Here is a 20229-nt window from a genome sequence, read left to right on the forward strand (position 1 = left end):
CAAATGCCGGGAACTGTTAAATCTGGCTCTTTCCAGATGCTGTCAATCAACAAATGTGATAATTGTTAGGGGAAAGCTTCTTAATGCAAAATTTACTCTTGACAAGAGGTCACTTCATAACAGCGAGAGGAGTTTTATAAGAAACTAGCTCAGAAATATCCTTCTTGTCTATGCAAAGATCTGCTTAAACATGACATATCTCAGTCGGGAGAATTTGAAAAAGTTCTGAAGTCAGGATTACTTTTTGATTTTTGTCCATTACTGGTTTCTGATATTATAGAGATTTTACAAGAGATATAATGTGTGAAGTTTAACAATCGGAAATTGAAAAATATCGGAGGAATCTTAAATGAGTAACCAATCAGTATACACACGTATAAACCAGCAGCTCCGGAACCTGCTTGGTGCAACACCTTATCAGATTACTCAGCTTGCCAATGCATCTGCTCTTCTGGCGCAAAGCCTGGAAGATATTAACTGGGCGGGATTTTATCTTATGGAAGATGGTAAGCTGATTCTAGGGCCATTTCAGGGAAAGGTTGCCTGTATGGAGATCAAGATTGGAAGTGGTGTGTGCGGCACAGCGGTGGCAAGAGATGAGATTATGCTGGTGAGGGACGTGCACCAGTTTCCAGGACATATTGCCTGTGACAGTGCTTCGAATTCCGAGATTGTCCTTCCAATACATAAGAACGGGCATGTGATAGGGGTGCTGGATATTGATAGTCCGATTCTGGCAAGATTCGATGAAACGGACCGAGAAGGACTAAGTGAATTTGTGAGGATATTAGAGGAGAAGCTATAAAAATATGAAAACTTGTTTATGCTGTGGAGAGAAAATCTGTAAAGTAATCATAGGTGGCTGTTCTACGGGGCTAAAAGTGTAATAGAGGGAGCGTTAAATATACATATAGGACGGGCAAATAATGATTCTGTTCAACTCATCATGGAATTCTTCAAATAAATAGCCATTGTAGAATTATGCAGATTATGTTCAGATTTTGCTAAGCAAATGTCGCATTTATTGAACCTTATCTATAAGAGTGATAGATTGAATCTATAATAAATCTATAGAAGGGGGAATATTATGTTATCCGTTGTACAAACAATTAATGCCTATCTTTCAGATTACATTCTGGTATTTCTTCTTGTAGCTGTAGGATTATGGTATTCTATCAAAACAAAGTTTGTTCAGGTTCGGTATCTTGGGGCAGGACTGAAAAAAATCTTTGGTGATTTGTCATTCAAGGGTGGAAAACATGGTGGAGGAATGAGCTCATTTCAAGCCGTGGCAACAGCGATTGCAGCTCAGGTAGGAACGGGCAATATTGTAGGATCTGCAGGAGCTATCCTTACAGGTGGACCGGGAGCAATCTTCTGGATGTGGATAATCGCTTTTCTTGGAATGGCGACAATCTACGCAGAAGCAACGCTTGCCCAGAAGACAAGGATTACAGATGCAGATGGAAATATCCAGGGAGGTCCGGTATACTACATAACTACTGCTTTTAAAGGTGGACTCGGAAAGTTTCTGGCAGGATTTTTTGCAATTGCCATTATTCTTGCGCTTGGCTTTTTCGGTTGTATGGTACAGTCGAATTCCATTGGTTCTACTATTGAAACGGCATTCGGTATTCCGTCATGGATCGTGGGAGTTGTATTGGTCATCATCTGTGCGTTTATCTTCATGGGCGGTGTAGATCGTCTGGCATCCGTCACAGAAAAACTGGTTCCGATTATGGCGGCTGTCTTTCTGCTGGGTGCACTTGGGGTGTTGATCGTTCGTATTAAATATGTACCAGCGACATTTGCCATGATTTTCAAGTATGCTTTTGCACCGCAGGCAATTATTGGCGGCGGAGTTGGAGCAGCCCTGAAGGTAGCGGTGAGTCAGGGAGCAAAGAGAGGACTTTTTTCCAATGAAGCCGGTATGGGTTCTACGCCTCATGCACATGCACTTGCTCAGGTAAAGACACCGCATGAACAGGGGACGGTTGCTATGGCAGGTGTATTTATTGATACATTTGTTGTATTGACACTGAATGCACTGGTAATCATCTCCACATTGTATACGGCAGACGGTCCTTTGGCAGGAGGATATACAGGTTCCGTGGTAGATTCTCTCAATAAGGCTAACCTGGCACAGACAGCGTTCGGAGTCGTATACGGAGAAAAAATAGGTGCAGCATTTGTAGCAGTATGTTTGTTCTTCTTCGCTTTCTCAACGATTCTTGGATGGAATCTGTTTGCCAAGATTAATGTTAATTATCTCTTTGGCACAAAAGCAACGAAGCCATTTATGCTGATCGCGCTGGTGTTTATTTACCTGGGAACGGTAGCATCTAATGATCTGGTATGGGAACTTTCGGATATGTTCAACCAGTTGATGGTACTGCCAAATGCTATTGCACTGTTTGCATTGACGGGGATGGTAGTAAAAAGTCTTGGCAGTATAACTTCCAAGAATAAAAAGTAGACATTCTGAGAGAACAAAAAGCGATATTCAGGTATAATGATATGCCGGATATCGCTTTTTGTTTGCAATAAATTACGTTCTAAGAGAATGAAACCATTAATATGATGGTAAAATATATTTACAAACAATTAAATTAATGGTTTAATAGAAAAAGGAGGGATGCAATATGAATGAAAAGAATTATATTACTCCAGATGCGGTTGCTGGTGAAGAGATTAAAAATGTAAGAAACAGTCTGGGACTTACACAAAAAGAATTTGCCAATTTGATTGGCTGTTCCAAACCCACCGTTGAAAGATGGGAGACATCAAGCAGTCCTGTAAAAGGACCAATCGTGCTTCTGTTACAATATCTGAAAGATGATCCGGGGTATATTCAGAAGATAGAAGTTCCTTCAAAAGCATATCCTCTTAGGCTCTGGTACATGCATGATCAGACAGTATGTACAATTATTGATGTTGATGAGTCAAGACAGAGAATTCGAATTAAAAATTATGCAAAGCATATTATGTTTCGTGCATTTGGGAAGATAGAGGATCCGGATTATGATATGTATATGGATTTTATAGAATCCAGATGTTTCCCAAGAAGTAGAGATAAGATGAAGCTAATATTACAGGATCTGGATCTGCCGTTTTATGACCCATTGATGATCATAGAAAAGACGGAAGGAAGGATGGCAGAAGACCATTTCTGGATTCGAATTGAGAGGTAAAAAATGGTTGAATTATTTGAGCAGGACATGAAAACGAATGACAGACAGTCCTCCAAAGGAAATCAATTAAAATGGAAGAACAGAGGAATCTGGTATAAGGCAGATTATACAGGATATGAAGGTCTTGCAGAGTATGTAATCTCCCATTTGCTTGAAAAGTCGACTCTGGATTCTGAGGAATACGTTTTGTATGAATTAGAGCAGATGAAATACAAATCCACAGTTTACAATGGGGTAAGAAGCAAGGATTTTTTGCGAGAGGACTGGCAGATTATTACGCTGGAGCGACTTTTTTACAATTATTTTGGAGAAAGTCTTTATAAAGCAATATATCGGATTACAGATTATGAAGACCGGATGATTTTCCTGGTTGAGCAGATAGAAAGAATTACAGGTCTGAAAGAATTTGGAAAGTATATGAATAAACTATTTACACTGGATGCTCTTATTCTAAACGAGGATAGACATACACATAATATTGCAGTGCTGATGAATTCGCAAGGTGAGTTTGCATATTGCCCGATCTTTGACAATGGAGCAGGTCTGTTGTCAGATACGGCTATGGAATATCCTCTTGGTGAAGAAGTAGTGGTATTGATGCAGGATGTCAAAGCTAAGACGATATGCGAGGATTTTGATGTACAGTTAGATGTTTCAGAGAAATTATTCGGAGAGAATCTGAAGTTTCGTTTTTCGCATAAAGATATGGAAAATGTAATTGCAAATGTGGATATCTATTCGGAGGAAGAGAAAGGAAGAGTCATGGAGATTCTTCGGTTTCAGATGCGAAAGTACCAATATTTACAACAAGTATAAGAAATAAGCTGTCCTGAGGGAATATTAGAAATAATGGCGGAAGCATAGCACAGATAAGGTTATGCTTCCGCTGATTTATTTTTATTGCTCTGTATTCATACCCCGTCTTCTTATTCCTGCAAATATAGAACCGGAGATATTATGCCACACACTGAAGATTGCGCCGGGCAGTGTTGCCAGTGGATTGGCCGCAAAGTTGGCGGTTGCCAGAGACACAGCAAGTCCGCTGTTCTGCATGCTGACTTCGATGGCGATTGCGGTGGTGCGGGAATACTCTACTTTCAACAGCTTGGCGGCCAGAAGACCGATCCCCATACCGAAGAGGTTGTGGAGCATAACGACACCCAATACGAGAACTCCACAGCTTACAATCTTTTCTGCGTTGTTTGCTACGATACCGGAGATGATCATTACAATGGATACGACCGATATTAGCGGCAATATGTCGGAGATCTTCTGAATCTGCTTTCCGAACAGACTGCGCAGCAAGATTCCCAGAAGCACCGGAATCAGGATTACTTTTACAACGGACAGAACCATCGCCCAGAAGGAGACTTCGACCCAGGCGCCGGCAAGGCCGTATACCAGAAGCGGCGTCATCAGCGGTGCGGCCAGAGTGGATACGATGGTCATACCTACGGAAAGCGCCACATCTCCGCCGGCAATATAAGTGATTACATTACTTGCGGTGCCTCCCGGACAGCATCCGACAAGAATGACTCCGATGGCCAGATCCTGCGGCAAGTGGAATACGACTGCCAGAATCCATGCCACAAGAGGCATAACCGTATATTGTGCCACGCATCCGATGATGACTTCTTTGGGGCGAGAGAACACGACCTGAAAATCACCCATATGGATGGTCAGCCCCATGCCGAACATGGCAACGCCAAGAAATACAGAGGTATATCTAGTTGTCCATGCGAATCCGTCCTGCCAGAAAAATGCAAGTACGGAGAAAAAGATAATGATGACTCCAATATACTTCGTCAACAGGGAACTTAATTTGCCTATTTTATTCACGATATTTTCCATGGCTTAAACCTCGTAGCTGAAGTTATCGATCAGACGGGTCTTTCCAATGTAGACTGCCATGGCTACCAGTACGTCTTTTTCAACTTTTTCGACCGGCTGCATCGTCAGTGCATCTACCATGGAGACATAGTCGATTCTTGCCAGAGGTTCTGCTTCTATGATGGCACGCATCTCTCCAAGGACTTCGCTGGCATTTGCCTGTGGATGGATCACGTCCATTCCGCGGTGGACAGCTTTTGACAGGCAGAGTGCGGCTTTTCTTTCTTTTGCGTTCAGATAAGTATTTCTGGAGGATTTTGCAAGGCCGTCTTCTTCGCGGACGATCGGGCATCCGACGATCTGGATGTCAAAATTCAGATCCTGGACCATTTTCCTGATGATGGCAAGCTGCTGTGCATCCTTTTGCCCAAAATAAGCTTTGTCCGGTGTTACGATATGGAACAGCTTTGACACGACGGTGCAGACGCCTTTGAAATGAATCGGCCGGGTCTTTCCGCAGAGTGTCTCGGAGAGCAGGTCAATACTTACGAACGCATGTGGGTCATGGTACATCTCTTCCGGTTCTGGATTGAAGATTAAGTCGGCACCCAGACTTTCGCACAACTCGCTGTCTCGCTTGAGATCACGCGGATAGGCCTCTAAGTCTTCGTTTGGTCCGAACTGTGTCGGATTGACAAAGTCTGAGACTACAACGATATCATTTTCTTCACGGCATCGTCTGATCAGACTTGCATGTCCCTCATGAAGGAATCCCATGGTCGGAACCAGTCCGATGCTTTTCCCTTCCTGCTTCCATGCTTTGACCAGTTTTCTGGTTTCTTCCACTGTTTTTGTTACTTTCATGTTACATTCTCCTCTTTCTTGTATGAATTCGAAGATAGCCTCTTGCTGAGTTCGCCTTTGTATCACAAAAAAAGCACCTTCAGGGTATAGTACGACCCTGAAAATGCTGAATGATTATATCCTGTGGTATTTCCGGAGTCTTATTTCTTTCAAATATAAGCTCTTTAAATTGCCATGATATGGAATTGTGAAACATTGGTAAATCAGACAGAGTATAGTTTTGTTGCCAAATACTATCTCCGCCATCATTATAGAATTATTGTCTGGCCATGTCAATCAATCCCTGATACATTCTTTGGGTTGTTGGAACTGGAACATTAAGTTTTTTTGCTTCTCGTACAATATATCCACTGAATGTCTCTAATTCGGACATTTTTCCATTACAGATATCCCGCTGCAGGGAACTGGTGGCATCTTCCGCAAGCTCGTGGTAGAATCTTCGGATGATAGAATCAATATGAGCCTGTGTTACATGGACGTGCCTGGCTAATGCAACTTGATAAGCTTCATTTACCAGATCTTCATATTCTTTTGCTTTTACAGGATCGTTCCGAAGCTGGCCGATGGTGTTGTTATAATAGGCAGTTGTGACATTGTATGCGCAGTTTAAGATATATTTTCTCCAGATAGCCTGTTCAATATCAGGAGCAACTTTGTGATCAATATTGGCGCCGGATAAAAGGTCAGATACTGCCTGTACTGCCTGCTGCTGTGCAGCATCTGCATGAGGAATGCCGATATACAGGTTGGCGAAATCCCCTTGCTGTGTGATGGAGTAATCAGCGTTTGCAAAGGCTACGATATAGATAAGGGAATCTACAACAATGCCTTTGTGCAGAATACTTCGGATCCGGTCACCGGGATCTACGCCATTCATAACGGGAATGATCACTGTATGATCGGTTACCGCATGCTCCATACTGTGGCATACATCTTCCAGAGAGTAATTTTTTACACATACAAAGATATAATCCTGTTCTTCAAGATCTTCAATGGTCGTTACTTTTTCTGGCATTACGGTTATCTCTCCATGATAGTCGCTGTGGAGTGTCAGGCCGTTCGTCTGTAAGGATTCCAGACGCTGTCCTCTTGCTGCGAATGTAACATGTGGATAATGTTTTCCAAGCATACCGGCCATATATCCACCGACACCGCCGATGCCGATGACTGCAATTTTTTTATTTTCTGTCACTTCTTGATTCATATACCTTCCTCCCTGTCAATCGATTCATCTGTCATTTATTGTACTACAATGCCGATGTTGATGTACAGAAAAACATGAATTTGCTATATTGTGGAGTTTTTGTTCTTGTATGGAAGGTGTATTCCCGAATTGAAAGAAATAAGAATTAATGGTATGATAAATACATCTTTTATGAAAATAGTTCGTGACAGAAAGTAGGTTGAAAGATGATGACAAAGAAAGTAATTGTAGCCGGACATATTTGTCTGGATATTACACCGTTATTCCCAGAGCAAAAGGTTGAGAATATCGCAGATTTTCTGCTTCCGGGAAGATCAATAGAGACGAAGAATGTGGATGTACATACAGGTGGAGCAGTAGCGAACACTGGACTTGCCATGAAGATTCTGGGGGCCGATGTGTCTCTGATGGGTAAGGTGGGAGATGATCCATTTGGAGAGATGGTCCTAAGCATATTGAAGAAATATGATGCGGATCAGGGGATGATCGTTGCACAAGGAGAGGCAACGTCGAGTTCGATTGTCCTGGCAATTCCGGGGATTGACCGGATGTTCCTGCACAATCCTGGCGCGAATCATACATTCCAGCCGGAAGATATTCCAGAGAAGGACTTAGAGAAAGCTGCATTATTCCACTATGGATATCCATCGGTCATGGCTTCTATGTACAGAAATGAGGGAAGCGGTCTGGTCAGGATGATGAAGAAGGTTAAGGAAGCAGGAGTTGCCACCTCACTGGATCTGGCGGTGGTTGATGAGAATTCAGAGGCAGGAAGAGAAGATTGGAATAAGATTCTTAAGAAAGTGATTCCTTATGTGGATTTCTTCATCCCAAGTGTGGAGGAATTGTGTTTTATGCTTGATCGAAAGCTGTTTGCACAATGGAGAGAAAGAGCAAAAGGAAAAGAGATCACTTCTGTGCTGGATATAGAAAACGACGTAAAACCATTGGCTGATCTTTGCATGTCTTACGGAGCGAAAGTATTATTGATTAAGTGTGGAGCGACTGGAATGTATTACCGCACAGCTGAGAAGGATGTGCTGCAGCAAGTTGGAACGCGGGTGGAACTGGATCTGGAACAATGGGCTGACAAAGAAGGATTCGAGAAGAGCTTTGTGCCGGAATGTGTTCTGTCCGGGACAGGCGCAGGTGATACCAGTATAGCAGCATTCCTTACGGCTGTGCTGGAAGGAAGTTCACCTAAGGAGGCTGTTTCGCTCGCAGCGGCGGAAGGTGCTTCCTGTGTGACTGCATTTGACGCATTGGGAGGAATCCGCACACTGAATGAACTGCGAGAGAAGATTGCAGCAGGATGGGAAAAATACTAGAAGAGGTAGATAGGACATGAAGATTCCTAAGGAAAACAGACACAGAATTGTAATCATGCTGATTATATGTATTCTATTTCTGGCGCTTTTGACGGGAATCAGCGTTTTTCTGGAAAATAAACTGGAGATCAGAGAAAAAACAAGAGTAGATGATACCATATATCAGAAGCATATTGTTATGATCAGCGAAGAGCCGTCTGAGGAATTCTGGCTCTCCATCTATCAAAGTGCCAGAGAGGAAGGAAAGAAACAAGGAATATATATTGAAAATTTTGGAGAAAGACTTGTAGAAGATTATTCGACAGAAGAACTTTTTGAGATGACGGTCGCGGCGAAGGTTGATGGTATCATATTGAAAGCAGATGGAGGGGAAGGGCTGACAGGGCAGATAAAGAAGGCGGCAAAGGCTGGAATCCCTGTTATGACAATTCTGTCGGATGTGCCAGACAGTGAAAGAATCAGTTTTGTCAGCGGCAATGACTTTGCGACCGGCGAGTTGTATGGCGATGAGATTATTGAAGAGGTAGAGAATATATCGAATGAGCTGGGAAGAAAAGTAAGAGTTTCTGTGTTAGTTGATTCCAATAGAGAGCAGACGGCCCCGAACCTGATCTACTCGGGTATCCATGAAGCAACGGCTTCTGTCAGTGATAAGATGGAGTTTTCTGCAAGTGTCATTGATAATTCCGGCAAGTTTGAATCAGAAGAGACGGTAAGAAACCTGCTTCTGGATTCGGAACCGCCGGATATCCTGGTGTGCTTAAGTGCGGTAGACACGATCAGCGCCTATCAGAGTGTGGTGGATTATAACCGTGTAGGTCAGATCGTGATTGTAGGATATTATTCTTCGGAAGATACGTTGGAAGGAATTCAGAAAGGAATCATCAAGTCCAGTGTATTGATTAATGCACAGGATTTGGGAAAAACAGCTGCACAGGGAATGAGTGAGTATCTTGAAAAAGAATATGTGAATGAATATCTTACGGTTACACCAACGTTGATTACCAGAGAGAATGTGAAAGATTATATGGAAAAGGACGAATAATAGCAGATGAAAAGGAAGAGATCCATTCGTACAAAACTGTTGGAAGTGTTTGTAGTGATCATGGTGTTAGTATTTGTGCTGAATATATACTTGTCCTACAATCAAAATAGAACAGTTCACCAGATTGACAGTGTATACAGTAATAATATACAGTTGAATGATCTGTCGAATACGCTGGATGGGATTCAGTCGGCACTTTATCAGTATCTGAATACAAAGAGTTCAGATCAGCTGGAGGATTTTTACTCTTATACACAGGATTATAATAATATGATTGGTCAGTTGAATCACCAGACTGTGGACGACGACAATAAATTGATGGAAAAAAATATATATAATATGTCCCTGACTTATCTGGAAAAAGCGGATGATGCGGTAGAAGCAAAACGAGGACGTAACGTCAGCAAATATAATGACGATTATGGCGAGGCAAAAAGACTGTATGATTATCTTCAATCGTGTATTAACAGCTTGAATACATCGGTCTTTCTTGAAAGTTCTAATAATTATTCACTGCTGCGCACCTCACTGACATATTTGACCGGAATCAGTATGTTCCTGTTGTTTGCCGCGCTCTTGATTGCATTTACATGGATTTTTATTATGACAAGAAATATTACAAGACCATTGATCCAGCTTGCAGATGCGGCAAATGAAATTGCAAGAGGTAATATGGAAGTCGATTTCCCCATCGTGGAGACTGGGGATGAGATCACGACGGTGGCAAAAGCATGCAACAAGATGATAGACAGTATCCGTGTATATATTCAAAAGACAAAGGAAAATTATGAACGTGAAAATAAATTGATTGAGAATGAACTGATTATGAAGAATGAGTTGAAAGAAGCTCAATTAAAGTATCTTCAGGCACAGATCAATCCTCATTTTCTTTTTAACAGTCTGAATGCAGGAGCGCAGCTTGCCATGATGGAAGGGGCAGAAAAAGCATGCCTTTTTATTGAGAATATGGCAGATTTTTTTCGCTATAATGTACGAAAGATTGACAAGGATACAACGCTTCGGGAAGAGTTGAAGCTGGTAGATAATTATGTGTATATATTGAATGTAAGGTTTTCTGGCGACATTCATTATAGTAAGCAGATTGATGAGCGGTTCCTGGATACGGTCATGCCCAGTATGATTATCCAGCCTTTGATTGAGAATGCTGTCAACCATGGAATCCGTGAGATGGAAGGAAAAGGACGGATACAAGTAAGCGTATATAATAACGATAAAAATGTATGTATCAAGGTTGCGGATAATGGAGTTGGTATCGATCCGGAGATTGCGGATAAGATTCTCCGTGGAGAGAGTGCTCACAGCAACAGTGAGAGAGATTCGGCGGGAATTGGTATGGACAATGTCATCAACCGATTGCGCCGATATTATAATATGGAGCATGTGATTGATATTCGCAGGAGAGAGAATGGCGGTACAGAAGTAATATTATATATACAGAAGAGAGAGGGAGGAAAGAAAAATGATGCGGATCTTGATCTGTGACGATGAAGGAATTGTCCGGCAATCCCTGGAATTCATAATTCAAAAAAGCTTTGGTGATAAATGTGAAGTAGAATCGGCAAAAAACGGAAGAATGGCAATTGAACTGACAGAATCGTTTCACCCGGATATTGTATTGATGGATATTCAGATGCCTGGAATTAACGGGATTGAAGCGATGCAGGAAATCCGAAAAGAAAATAAAAATATTGTATTTATTGTGCTTACTGCTTATGACAAGTTCGAGTATACACAGAAGGCTATCGATATAGGGGTGATGTCTTATCTGACAAAACCGATCAACAGAGATACTCTTACAGAGACACTTAGAAAGGCAATGAAGCTGGTAAGAGAGCGGAAAGAGAAGGTACGAAATGACCTAAAGATTAAAGAAAAGCTGGAAGTTGTCATTCCGATGATTGAAAATGGCTTCGTATACAGTGTGTTGTTTGACGGACCGGGGAAGGAGATGAATCAGAATTATCGGGAACTTTTAAATATTGATACAGATTATGGATATGCGATGGTCATAGAATGTGGAGATGAGCTCCATAAAGGTGTGTTGTCCAATACTTTGGGTGCCGGAATCCGTCTGCAGAAGCATTATATGGTGATGCGGGAGATGCTCAAAGAGACGACCGGAGGAATTGTAGGTGCACTGATGGCCAATAAGGTGATTGTTCTGGTGCCAAGTGAGTTGGAGAAAGAAGAATATGATGAAAGGGTTGTTAAGATTGATAACATTCGAGGCATGCTGAGAAAGCTGGAGCAGCAGCTGGATCTGAAGTTCAAAGCAGGAATAGGCTCGGTGAAGAGATGGAATGAGGTCAATGAATCGTATCAGGAGGCACTGGATACAGAACGTCAAGGTGTTGGAAAAGTTACACATGCAAAGGATATGCCTGTGACTTGTGTATATGAAGAAGGATACCCGTATGAATTGGAAAAAGAACTTTTTGCTGCTATAGAAGAAGGAAATCGGGAGAAGACCAGAGAACGAAGCAAAGAGTTTGCTCTGTGGATGAAAAGCCAATCGGCAGAGATTACTGGAAGTATTCGTCTGAAAACAATAGAATTTGTACTGTGGGCAGAACATCTTGCATATATGCAAGGAGGAATGATGTATCGCTTCAGAGCCAGGGATGGATATTGGGAAAGCCTGATCTCTTTTCAGACCTATGATGAATTGACAGGATGGTTCGTGAAGAAAATGGAAGATGCGAGCAGCCATATCGCTATGAAGCAGCAGGAAAAGACGAATAGCGTAGTCGAAAAGGCCAAGGAATATATTGTAGAACATTTTTCCAAAGATTTATCTCTGGAGGAGATGGCCAAGGAACTGGGGATTAGTCCTTATTATCTGAGTAAGCTGTTTAAAGAATCGGAAGGCGTGAATTACATAGATTATCTGACAGGACTTCGAATAAAATATGCAAAAGAACAGTTGAATAACAGTGATAAAAGTATCAAAGAGATCTGCCATGAATCAGGATATGGTGACCCGAATTATTTTAGCCGTATATTTAAGAAATGGACAGGAGTAACTCCTACAGAGTACCGGGAAGGGAGATTGTCATGAAGAAAAGATGCATTGCAGTTCTGATGTGTATCATATTAACGGCAATGATGCTTAGCTCTTGTAATACGAAGGATCAGCATGAGGATAAAAATGAAAGTGAAGAAGAGAAGGAATTAAGAATCGGAATCACATTTGACACATTTGTGCTAGAGAGATGGACGAGAGACCGTGATGTGTTTGTGTCGACCGCGGAGAAGTTAGGGGCATCCGTTGATGTCCAGAATGCCAATGGAGACGTAGAAAAGCAGAAAGAGCAGATTCAGAAGTTTATTGAAGATGATATGGATGTGATCGTCATTGTGGCAGTTGACTGTTTTGAGATAACAGAAGAGGTGACAAAGGCCAGAAATGCCGGAATTGATGTTATTTCTTACGACCGATTGATTCAAGGATGTACAACGGATCTATATATTACTGTAGATAACGAAGCAGTTGGAGAACTGATGGCTGAGACAATGAACGAAAATCTTCCTGAAGGCGGTAACGTAGTCATGCTCTGTGGACCGGAGATGGACACCAATTCTGCGGATGTGGTGACGGGATTTAAGAAAGGAATCGGGGAAAGTAATCTGACGGTGGTGAAAGAGATATATGTGAAGTCTTGGACTCCGGAAAACGGATTCGCGGCAGCGAACGAAGCACTGTCTGATGCGGAAGATGTAGATGCAGTCATGTGTGGGAACGATGGCCTTGCGGGTTATGCAATCAAAGCATTGAGTGAGAAGCAGCTTGCGGGAAAGGTGGTTGTGACTGGACAGGATGCGGACTTGGAAGCCTGCCAGAGGGTAGTAGAAGGTACACAGACAATGACGGTATACAAACCGATTGAAAGGTTGGCGAAGGTTGCGGCTCAATGTGCAGTTAAGATGGCCAAAGGGGAAGCTGTGGTCGGAGAGGAAGTAGGAAGAACCGCAACGAAAAAGACACAGGATGGATATGAGGTTCCGTATTGGGCATTGCCTCCGATTGCCGTGACCGCAGAAAATATGGATGATGTGATCATTGATCTTGGGTTCCATCTAAGGGATGAAGTGTATCTGAATGTAGATAAATAAAAATAGCCTAGCATATTTTTAAATTGAGGATAGCGCAAAAAAGTGCTACCCTCAATTTTTTTGCCCGGTAACTTTCTGAATTTGTGCGAGCCTTTGCAAACATGTCCTGTCTGATAGTTGTTATAGTAATAATATCAAATAAATCGAATGGAGGAAAAAACTATGAAAAAAAGATTCAAAAAGCTGGTATCAATCGGACTTGTTGCAGTGATGGCATTCTCACTTGCAGCTTGTACAAGTGGATCTGACAGCTCAAGCTCAAGCGAAGAGAAAGAGACTTCTGCTGGAAGCGGTAAGATTGGTGTGGCAATGCCTACAAAAGATCTTCAGCGTTGGAACCAGGATGGCGAGAACATGAAGAAACAGTTAGAAGAAGCTGGATACGAAGTTGACTTACAGTATGCAAGTAACGACGTTGCAACACAGGTTTCTCAGGTTGAAAATATGATTTCTGGTGATTGTGATGCATTAGTGATCGCTTCTATCGATGGAGAGTCTCTTGGAACACCACTGAAAGGAGCTGAAGAAAAAGGAATCCCGGTTATCTCTTATGACCGTCTGATCATGAACTCTTCTGCAATTTCTTATTACGCAACATTTGACAATTATCTGGTAGGTCAGAAACAGGGCGAATATATTGTAGAAGCTCTTGATCTTGACAATGCAGATGGCCCATTCAATATGGAAATCTTCACAGGTGACCCTGGTGATAATAACTGTAACTTCTTCTTTGGTGGTGCTATGGACGTTCTTCAGCCATACATCGACGCTGGAAAATTAGTTGTTCAGTCTGGACAGGTTACAAAAGAAGAGTGTTCTACAGCTGACTGGTCAACAGAAAAAGCACAGTCAAGAATGGATGCAATCCTTGCTTCTAACTATGCAGACAAAGACCTTGACGTAGTTCTGTGTTCTAACGACTCTACAGCACTTGGTGTTGAGAACTCTCTGGAAGCAAACTACAATGGTGAATGGCCAATCATCACAGGACAGGATTGTGACAAACCAAACGTTAAGAATCTGGTTGCTGGAAAACAGTCTATGTCAGTATTCAAAGATACACGTAAACTTGCAGAGCAGACAGTTAAGATGGTTGATGCTATCATGAGCGGCGAAGAAGCTGAGACAAATGATAACGAGACATATGACAATGGAACAGGTGTCATTCCTTCTTACCTTTGCGAGCCTACAGTTGTAACAATCGACAACTACGAAGAGATGCTGCTTGATTCTGGATATTATACAGAAGCTGATATCAAATAGTTAGTAAGAAGTAAGCGTGAACGGGCAGGCGGGCAGATGTCCGCCTGCATTTTTGAAAGAAAGGGAGGGACACAATTGGCTAAGATTTTATTGGAAATGAAAAATATTACCAAGACTTTCCCCGGTGTAAAAGCACTTGATAACGTTAATCTGCAGGTAGAAGAAGGAGAAATCCACGCTCTTGTTGGAGAAAACGGAGCCGGTAAGTCAACCCTTATGAATGTATTGAGCGGTATCTACGCATATGGTACATACGAAGGTGACATTATTTATAACGGAGAAATCTGTAAATTTCATAATATTAAGGACAGTGAGGCAAAGGGAATCGTTATCATTCACCAGGAGCTTGCATTAGTTCCGGAGATGACGATCGGTGAAAATATGTATCTGGGCAATGAGCAGGGTAAGAAATTCGCCATTGACTGGAGCAAGACGTACGGAGAAGCGGATAAATATCTGAAACGAGTGGGATTACAGGAATCTTCCCGTACTTTGATCAAAGATATCGGTGTTGGTAAACAGCAGCTTGTTGAAATTGCAAAAGCACTTGCAAAAAATGCGAAACTATTAATCTTGGATGAGCCTACTTCTTCTCTGAATGAGTCAGATTCTCAGGCACTTTTGGATCTGATGCTGGAATTCAAGAAGCAAGGTATGACTTCGATTATTATCTCTCATAAATTGAATGAGGTTGCTTATGTAGCAGACAAAATTACAGTTATCCGTGACGGTTCCACGATTGAAACGCTGGATAAAAATAAAGATGTCTTTACAGAAGACCGAATTATCAAGGGAATGGTAGGACGTGAGCTTACAGACCGTTTCCCGAAGAGAGAGAATAAAAATATAGGCGAGGTGGCACTGGAAGTAAAGAACTGGACAGTGCACCATCAGGTATACACAGACCGTAAGGTCGTAAATAATGTATCAATGTATGTAAGAAAAGGAGAAGTTCTGGGAATCTCCGGTCTGATGGGTGCCGGACGTACAGAGCTTGCTATGAGTATCTTCGGAAAGAGCTACGGCAAGGATATCTCCGGTGAATTATATATTCATGGAAAAGAAGTAAAACTGCATTCCGTTCAGGATGCCATTGAACATAAGATTGCATACGTTACAGAAGACAGAAAAGGAAATGGATTGATCTTAAGTAATCCAATCCGTGTGAATACAACACTTGCAAATCTGGCAGGTGTAAGCAGTCACGGTGTCATTGATAAAGATAAAGAGATTGCCGTGGCAGAAGAGTACAGAGTAAAATTAAAGACAAAATGCCCGAGTGTTGAACAGAACGTAGGAAACTTAAGTGGTGGTAACCAGCAGAAAGTTCTCCTTGCAAAATGGATGTTCGCTGAGCCGGATGTTCTGATATTGGATGAGCCTACCAGAGGTATCGACGTTGGTGCAAAATACGAGATCTACTGTATCATCAACGAATTGGTAGCGGCGGGCAAATCCGTAATTATGATTTCTTCTGAGCTGCCGGAAGTTCTTGGAATGTCAGACCGAATTTATGTTATGAATGAGGGACGTATTGCAGGAGAATTAAGCGGCGAAGAAGCAACTCAGGAACTGATTATGGCAAGTATTTTGAAATCAAGCAAAGGAGAATAAATTATGAAGAGTGCGAATATTTCTACATTTTTAAAGAAGTATACAATGGTCATTGTACTGGTCGTTGTTACTTTATTCTTCACCTGGAAGACAGGCGGAAGAATGTTACTTCCACAGAACGTAAATAACCTGATTTCTCAGAATGCATATGTATTCATTCTTGCAACAGGTATGCTGCTCTGTATCCTGACTGGTGGTAACATCGACTTAAGTGTCGGTTCTATTGTATGTTTTGTAGGTGCCGTAGGTGCTACATTCATGGTAAATAAAGGAATGAATGTATTTGTGACCATCATTATTATGTTGGCTACTGGTCTTGCAATTGGTATATGGCAGGGCTTCTGGATTGCATATCGAAGAATACCTCCATTTATTGTAACTCTGGCAGGTATGTTAATGTTCCGTGGACTTTCCAATATCGTTCTGGACGGTTTTACAATTGCACCAATGCCGGAGAATTACCTGGCACTGTTTAATATGTACATTGTGGATTTCTTCCATGGTGACGGACTTAATATTACCTGTCTGTTGTTCGGTATCATTGTTGCGTTAATCTTTGTGGCAGTTACCTTCCGTGGAAGAGCAACAAAAGTGAAAAAAGGATACGCAGTAGGTCCTGCAAGCAGTGATATCATCAAATGTGCGATCATCAGTTTAGTTATCGTAGCATTTGCATGGAGACTTGCACAGTACAAAGGTATTCCGAATATCCTTCTCTGGATTGTAGTCATCGTATTGATCTATGGTTATATTACATCCAAGACAACGATCGGACGTCATCTGTATGCGATCGGTGGAAATGAAAAAGCAGCAGAACTGTCCGGTATCAATACGAACAAAGTATATTTCTTTGCATATGCTAACATGGGACTTCTGGCAGCAGTTGCAGCAATGGTAGTTATTGCCCGTCTGAATTCTGCAAACCCGACTGCAGGTGATGGCTACGAGATGGATGCTATCGGTTCCTGTTTCATCGGTGGTGCATCTGCATACGGCGGAAGCGGAACAATTCCTGGAGTTATCATCGGTGCTACTCTGATGGGTGTTATCAACTTAGGTATGTCTATCATGGGTGTAGATGCTAACTGGCAGAAGGTTGTTAAAGGTGCAGTATTACTTGCAGCTGTAATCTTCGACGTAGAATCTAAGAAACGTGCAAAATAATCTATAATAAATCTATTTTTTACAGGGACGTGGGCCTAAAAAGCTTACGGCCCTGTTTTTGACCCGAAAATTGTGTATAATATATGGTGTTAGTGTCAAAAGCCCACGACATCTTATATGAAAAACTATACATAATTGTAGGAGAAAGATAGAAACATGAAGAAAGTCGGGAGAATCAAATAATTCTCCCGACTTTGCAATACCCATTATTTTTCTAATAATTTCTTAGTTAATTTTTTAGCCTTCTTTTTACATTTGCCACAGGATTTGCTAACCTTGGTGGCCTTTTTGACTTCTTTAAATGAAGAGGCACCCTGATCTATGGCGCGGGCGATATCACCTTTGGTTACCTTATGACAAGGGCAGATAATCTTATCTGGATTCATATTAAAGTACCAGAGAAGGAGCTGAATATACACGTGCTCCAAGCTCGCTATCCAGCATATACAGGCTCTTCGGATCGTCTCCGAATAACTCGAACTTCTTAACCAGATTATCAGCATTCGTCTCTTCCTCGCCCTGCTCCTTAACGAACCAGTCTAAGAACTGCATGGTACGGAAGTCTTTTACAGAATAAGCCGCATCATAAATCGTATGAATCAGGCTGGTCACATACTGCTCATGCTTCAATCCTTCCGCAAGAACAGCCTTAGCACTTACCAACTCAACAGCCGGCTTGTCAATCGCTTCCAGTATAATCTTCTCCCCATTATTCTGCAGATACTGGATGAAAAGCATCGCATGGTCACGCTCCTCCTGCGCCTGGATCTTATACCAGTTACCAAATCCGTCCAATCCCTGGTCATAGTAATAGTTCGAAAAATCCAGGTACAAATATGCAGAATACAATTCCTTATTCACCTGCTGATTCAGCAATTCTACAACCTTTTTGTCCAACATGATAATATTCCCTCTTTCTGCTAATATTTATTTTCTTAAATAATAGCAGATTTTTTGTGCAAATTCCATATGGGGACGGGGGTTTTTTCATTTTCCTCCGTCCCAGATTAAAATATCCCTGTCCCCAATTCGATTTACCGTGTCACTTATTATAATTGAATTACCAGGAGGCAGTTGCGCAAGTGGAAGATATGATGTAAAATTGTCGGTATCTGGAAGTTGCACAAAAATTGTTGGAAGAATCTTAGTAGAAAGGAGCTGTGAACACATGCCTAATACAGAAGGTGCCTTGACAAAAGGTCCTATCTTGAATGTCCTGACCAGACTTGCATTGCCGATTATGGCTTCGGCTTTTTTGTCAACGGCCTACAGTATCATGGATATGGCCTGGGTCGGGCAGCTTGGCGGAGAAGTGCTTGCCGGAGTCGGCGTTGGCAGCATGTATATCTGGATGTCTCAGGGAGTGGTAACACTGCCGCGGATGGGCGGGCAAGTCTATATGGCGCAGGAACTGGGACGGGGGAATCGCAGAGAGGCGCAGGCATATGCGGCAGCTGCGATACAGTTATGTGTAATCTTAGGCATACTTTTCGGGCTGGTATGTGGGTTTTTCACAGAGTCTTTGGTGTCGTTTTTCCAACTGGAACATCAGGATGCAGTGAATGCGGCACATATCTATATTAAGATTGCCTGTGGATGGATTCTGTTTTCCTTTTTGGGGCTGGTGCTAACGGGCCTGTATACTGCACAGGGGAATTCCAAGACCCCCTTGAAAGCGAATTTCACAGGGTTAATGCTGAATATGTTATTGGATCCGGTCTTGATTCTGGGACCGGGGCCTTTCCCGGCACTGGGAGCTGCGGGGGCGGCAATCGCAACCGTTCTGTCCCAGATAGTCGTGGTGGGGGTTCTGGCAGCAGGCATGCGGCTGGACAGATCCGAGGCAAATGTTCTGAGAAGTGTAAATTATATCCGTAAGATAGATGCCTCCTATATGAAACGTGTATGCCTGATTGGTGGCCCCAGTGCGATTCAGGGGGTGGTCTACTGCATGATCTCCATGCTGCTTTCACGGATGGCAGGAATTTTTGGGGATATTGCAATCGCGGTTTTGCGAGTGGGTGGTCAGGTAGAGTCCATATCATGGAACGTTGCAAATGGATTTTCATCCGCGATGAACGCATTTGCGGCACAAAATTATGGCGCAGGGAAGATGGACCGCGTCAGAAAAGGATACCGAATATCTGTGATATCTGTGCTCGTCTGGGGAGGCCTGATCTCAGTAGTATTTCTTCTGTTCCCGAGAGAAATCTCCAGTATCTTTTTCCATCAGCCTGATGAGATTGTCATGTCTTCCCATTATCTTATGATTATAGGACTGGGAGAGGCATTTATGTGTCTGGAATTGATGTCAGTGGGAGCAATCTCAGGGCTTGGGAATACAAAGCTTTGCAGTATTATCAGCATAACATTTACCGCGATTCGCCTGCCGATTGCATGGATACTCTGTAAGACCGCGCTTGGATCAGATGGAATCTGGTGGGCATTTACCATTTCCAGTGTGCTGAAAGGGTTGATTTTCTGGAAAGCATTTTATGTAGAGACGTCCAAAAAGGAGCGTTGTCTTCACGAAAATTCTTCGGCTGGGAAGTAAAAGGTTGTGACAAAGATAGAATTGTGTTAATATAATAG

At 42.3% G+C, this 20229-nt stretch carries 18 protein-coding genes; 13 read left to right on the forward strand and 5 right to left on the reverse strand.

Annotated elements, in window-relative coordinates; all coding sequences use genetic code 11:
• Positions 1 to 349 precede the first annotated feature (349 nt).
• The 4 genes from JQM81_RS00685 (at position 350) to JQM81_RS00700 (ending at position 4007) form a co-directional block, all read left to right on the forward strand.
• The gene (locus JQM81_RS00685) at positions 350 to 805 is read left to right on the forward strand and encodes a GAF domain-containing protein (protein ID WP_235231557.1); all 456 of its coding nucleotides are present in this window, start codon (positions 350 to 352) and stop codon (positions 803 to 805) included.
• Positions 806 to 1087: 282 nt separating this feature from the next.
• A complete protein-coding gene (locus tag JQM81_RS00690) occupies positions 1088 to 2476 on the forward strand; it encodes an alanine/glycine:cation symporter family protein (RefSeq protein WP_235231558.1) in 1389 nt (462 codons plus the stop codon).
• Between the two features lie 166 nt (positions 2477 to 2642).
• Positions 2643 to 3191, forward strand: a complete 549-nt coding sequence (locus JQM81_RS00695) for a helix-turn-helix domain-containing protein (protein ID WP_235231559.1) — start codon at positions 2643 to 2645, stop codon at positions 3189 to 3191.
• Between the two features lie 3 nt (positions 3192 to 3194).
• The gene (locus JQM81_RS00700) at positions 3195 to 4007 is read left to right on the forward strand and encodes a hypothetical protein (protein WP_235231560.1); all 813 of its coding nucleotides are present in this window, start codon (positions 3195 to 3197) and stop codon (positions 4005 to 4007) included.
• 81 nt (positions 4008 to 4088) lie between these two features.
• Here the strand turns inward: JQM81_RS00700 and JQM81_RS00705 are convergent, their stop codons facing one another.
• The 3 genes from JQM81_RS00705 to JQM81_RS00715 form a co-directional block, all read right to left on the reverse strand.
• On the reverse strand, positions 4089 to 5042 hold the full coding sequence (locus tag JQM81_RS00705; RefSeq protein WP_235231561.1) for a bile acid:sodium symporter family protein: 954 nt from the start codon (positions 5040 to 5042) through the stop codon (positions 4089 to 4091).
• Between the two features lie 3 nt (positions 5043 to 5045).
• The gene (gene panC / locus JQM81_RS00710; protein WP_235231562.1) at positions 5046 to 5885 is read right to left on the reverse strand and encodes a pantoate--beta-alanine ligase; all 840 of its coding nucleotides are present in this window, start codon (positions 5883 to 5885) and stop codon (positions 5046 to 5048) included.
• 256 nt (positions 5886 to 6141) lie between these two features.
• Positions 6142 to 7089 carry a ketopantoate reductase family protein gene (locus JQM81_RS00715; RefSeq protein WP_235231563.1) on the reverse strand — a complete coding sequence of 316 codons (948 nt, stop codon included), beginning with the start codon at positions 7087 to 7089 and terminating at the stop codon, positions 6142 to 6144.
• Between the two features lie 209 nt (positions 7090 to 7298).
• Here JQM81_RS00715 and JQM81_RS00720 point away from each other — a divergent pair, with 209 nt between their 5' ends.
• The 8 genes from JQM81_RS00720 to mmsB all read left to right on the forward strand — a co-directional run bounded on the left by JQM81_RS00720 (position 7299) and on the right by mmsB (position 17637).
• Positions 7299 to 8417: a carbohydrate kinase family protein gene (locus JQM81_RS00720; protein WP_235231673.1), complete on the forward strand. Its 1119-nt coding sequence runs from the start codon at positions 7299 to 7301 to the stop codon at positions 8415 to 8417.
• 16 nt (positions 8418 to 8433) lie between these two features.
• Positions 8434 to 9462 (forward strand): sugar ABC transporter substrate-binding protein, encoded by a 1029-nt coding sequence (locus tag JQM81_RS00725; RefSeq protein WP_235231564.1) that lies wholly within the window; start codon positions 8434 to 8436, stop codon positions 9460 to 9462.
• Between the two features lie 6 nt (positions 9463 to 9468).
• A complete protein-coding gene (locus JQM81_RS00730) occupies positions 9469 to 10965 on the forward strand; it encodes a sensor histidine kinase (RefSeq protein WP_235231565.1) in 1497 nt (498 codons plus the stop codon).
• Positions 10943 to 12541, forward strand: coding sequence for a response regulator (locus JQM81_RS00735; RefSeq protein WP_235231566.1), 1599 nt, complete (start codon positions 10943 to 10945; stop codon positions 12539 to 12541). Before JQM81_RS00730 ends, JQM81_RS00735 begins: the two co-directional genes overlap by 23 nt.
• Complete coding sequence (locus tag JQM81_RS00740) at positions 12538 to 13596, forward strand: sugar ABC transporter substrate-binding protein (protein WP_235231567.1); 1059 nt, start codon at positions 12538 to 12540, stop codon at positions 13594 to 13596. Before JQM81_RS00735 ends, JQM81_RS00740 begins: the two co-directional genes overlap by 4 nt.
• Before the next feature lie 162 nt (positions 13597 to 13758).
• A complete protein-coding gene (chvE, locus tag JQM81_RS00745; RefSeq protein ID WP_331473004.1) occupies positions 13759 to 14859 on the forward strand; it encodes a multiple monosaccharide ABC transporter substrate-binding protein in 1101 nt (366 codons plus the stop codon).
• Between the two features lie 75 nt (positions 14860 to 14934).
• On the forward strand, positions 14935 to 16473 hold the full coding sequence (mmsA, locus tag JQM81_RS00750; RefSeq protein WP_235231568.1) for a multiple monosaccharide ABC transporter ATP-binding protein: 1539 nt from the start codon (positions 14935 to 14937) through the stop codon (positions 16471 to 16473).
• The gene (gene mmsB / locus JQM81_RS00755) at positions 16474 to 17637 is read left to right on the forward strand and encodes a multiple monosaccharide ABC transporter permease (protein ID WP_420370565.1); all 1164 of its coding nucleotides are present in this window, start codon (positions 16474 to 16476) and stop codon (positions 17635 to 17637) included.
• 206 nt (positions 17638 to 17843) lie between these two features.
• Here mmsB and JQM81_RS00760 read toward each other — a convergent pair whose 3' ends face one another.
• Together JQM81_RS00760 and JQM81_RS00765 are read right to left on the reverse strand one after the other, a co-directional pair.
• The gene (locus tag JQM81_RS00760) at positions 17844 to 18023 is read right to left on the reverse strand and encodes a (2Fe-2S)-binding protein (RefSeq protein ID WP_235231570.1); all 180 of its coding nucleotides are present in this window, start codon (positions 18021 to 18023) and stop codon (positions 17844 to 17846) included.
• Position 18024: 1 nt separating this feature from the next.
• Positions 18025 to 18537 (reverse strand): ferritin, encoded by a 513-nt coding sequence (locus JQM81_RS00765; protein WP_235231571.1) that lies wholly within the window; start codon positions 18535 to 18537, stop codon positions 18025 to 18027.
• Positions 18538 to 18805: 268 nt separating this feature from the next.
• On the opposite strand from JQM81_RS00765, the gene JQM81_RS00770 reads away from it, so the two are divergent.
• Positions 18806 to 20191, forward strand: a complete 1386-nt coding sequence (locus tag JQM81_RS00770) for an MATE family efflux transporter (protein ID WP_235231572.1) — start codon at positions 18806 to 18808, stop codon at positions 20189 to 20191.
• Positions 20192 to 20229: the final 38 nt, after the last annotated feature.

Origin of the sequence: Faecalicatena contorta, assembly GCF_021531895.1 — a bacterium.
Taxonomy (GTDB): Bacteria; Bacillota; Clostridia; order Lachnospirales; family Lachnospiraceae; genus JAFBIX01.